This is a genomic window from Streptomyces sp. 8L (genome assembly GCF_020176795.1).
Classification (GTDB): domain Bacteria; phylum Actinomycetota; class Actinomycetes; order Streptomycetales; family Streptomycetaceae; genus Streptomyces.
In genome coordinates this window covers 1-2,029 of record NZ_JAIUKE010000832.1, presented here as the reverse complement: position 1 = coordinate 2,029, position 2,029 = coordinate 1, and the positions used below count along the sequence as shown (strand labels likewise).

Sequence of the window (2,029 nt, the reverse complement as noted above, 5' to 3'; positions counted from 1 at the left end):
CTCGAAGCCGCCGCCCCCGACGCCCGCGCCCTCGTCCCCGCGTTCGCACGCGCCGTCGCGATCGCCCGCGCCCTCGCGTTCACGTTCACGCGCGCCGCAGGGCCCTCCGCCGCTGCCGCCGCACCCGCGCGGGGCGGCGGACCCGGCGCCCGTCCTGGCGGATTCCGGCAGCACACCGCCGTCCGCGCCGCCTTCCTGCATGTGTGGGCCCCTCCCGCACGACGGCCGCATCCTGGCAGCCGATCCGGCCCGGGCACCGGCCCTGGACCGCACCGGCCGGCGGGCGGTCGGGTCGGCCACGGGGCCTGTCCGCTCCCGCCGATCGCGTTCATCGTAGGAGGCGCGCGAAGCAGTACGGCGCGCGCCGGTCGTCCGCGACCGGGGCGCGTGCCGGTGACCGCCGGGCACCGGGGCACGGCGTCGAGGGGTGAACGCCCCGGCGCACGGCCCGGCTCCGGAGCGGCGGAGCCCCGTCCGCACCCACCGAACAAGGAGACACCGCGTGACGACCACCGCCCGAGGACCCGCACCGCTGCCGCTCGCCGCGGGCCTTGACGCCCTGCTGCCCGAACTGCGCGCCCTCTACGAGGACCTGCACGCCCACCCCGAGCTGTCCGGCCAGGAGACCAGGACGGCGGGTCTCGTCGCCGACGGGCTGCGCGCCGGGGGCTGGGAGGTGACGGAGCGCGTCGGCGGGAACGGCGTCGTCGGCGTCCTGCGCGGCGGTGCGGGCGAGGGTCCGGTGATCCTGCTGCGCGCCGACATGGACGGGCTGCCGGTGCTGGAGGACACCGGGCTGCCGTACGCCTCGGCGGCGACCGGCACGGACCGGGACGGCAGCACCGTTCCCGTGATGCACGCCTGCGGCCACGACATGCACGTCACCTGCCTGATGGGCGCGGCGGCGCTGCTCGCACGGCACCGCGCCGGGTGGGCCGGCACCGTCGTGGCCGTCTTCCAGCCCGCAGAGGAGTCGGGCGACGGGGCGGCCGGGATGCTGGCGGACGGCTTCGCCGACCGCTTCCCGCGCCCCGAGGTCTGCCTCGGACAGCATGTCGCCCCCTTCCCCTTCGGGATGGCGGCCACCCGCCCCGGCGCGGTGATGGCGGCGTCCGACACCCTGGTGGTCCGGCTGTTCGGCCGCGGCGGGCACGGGTCGACCCCCGAGAGCACCGTGGACCCGGTGGTGATGGCGGCGTCGGTGGTACTGCGGCTCCAGACGATCGTCTCGCGTGAAGTGGGCGCGCACGACGCTGCGGTGGTGACGGTGGGCTCGCTGCACAGCGGTTCCCGGGAGAACATCATCCCCGACGAGGCCGAGCTGCGGATCAGCGTCAGGACGACGGACCCCGTGGTGCGGGGCGTGGTGCTGGCCGCGATCGAGCGGATCGTACGGGCCGAGGCGGCGGCCTCCGGCGCGCCGAGGGAGCCTGGGATCACCACGACGGGCAGCTTCCCGCTGCTGGTCAACGACGCGGACGGCGCGGCGCGCGTCACCGCCGCCCTCGCGGGCGCGCTCGGCGAGGGGCAGGTGCTGACACTGCCGCGGCCGGTGACCGCGTCCGAGGACTTCGGGCGCTTCGGGGACGCCTACGAAATCCCCTCCGTCTTCTGGTACTTCGGCGGCGTCGACCCGGTCGTCTTCGCCACCGAGGCGGCGGACGCCCCGGGCGCGGGTGACATACCGCCCGGCATTCCGCGCAACCACTCCCCGCGTTTCGCCCCGGTCCCGGACGAGACGATCACCGCGGGCGTCCGCGCGATGCTCGCGGTGGCGGCGAGCTGGCTCGTAGGAGACGGCGGCACGGACTGACGGGGGCTGACCGACGGACGGGACCGAGCGTATGACCGTACGCACCGGAGCCCGCCCGCGCGGCGCGTCGGCCGGCCTTCGGCCAGGGCTCTTCGCGCGGCCCGAGTGCGGTGGTACCCGGCGTGGGGGGGGGGGGGGGGGGGGGGGGGGGGGGGGGGGGGGGGGGGGGGGGGGCGGGGGGCGGGGGGGGGCGGGGGGGCGGGGGCGGCGGGGGGC

1 protein-coding gene and 1 pseudogene are annotated in these 2,029 nt (G+C 77.7%); one reads left to right on the top strand and one right to left on the bottom strand.

Annotated elements, in window-relative coordinates:
- Positions 1 to 201: pseudogene (locus LCE31_RS39220) on the bottom strand (hypothetical protein); the annotation flags it as partial.
- 301 nt (positions 202 to 502) lie between these two features.
- Here LCE31_RS39220 and LCE31_RS39215 point away from each other — a divergent pair.
- Complete coding sequence (locus LCE31_RS39215) at positions 503 to 1,813, top strand: amidohydrolase (RefSeq protein WP_225023030.1); 1,311 nt, start codon at positions 503 to 505, stop codon at positions 1,811 to 1,813.
- Positions 1,814 to 2,029 lie beyond the last annotated feature (216 nt).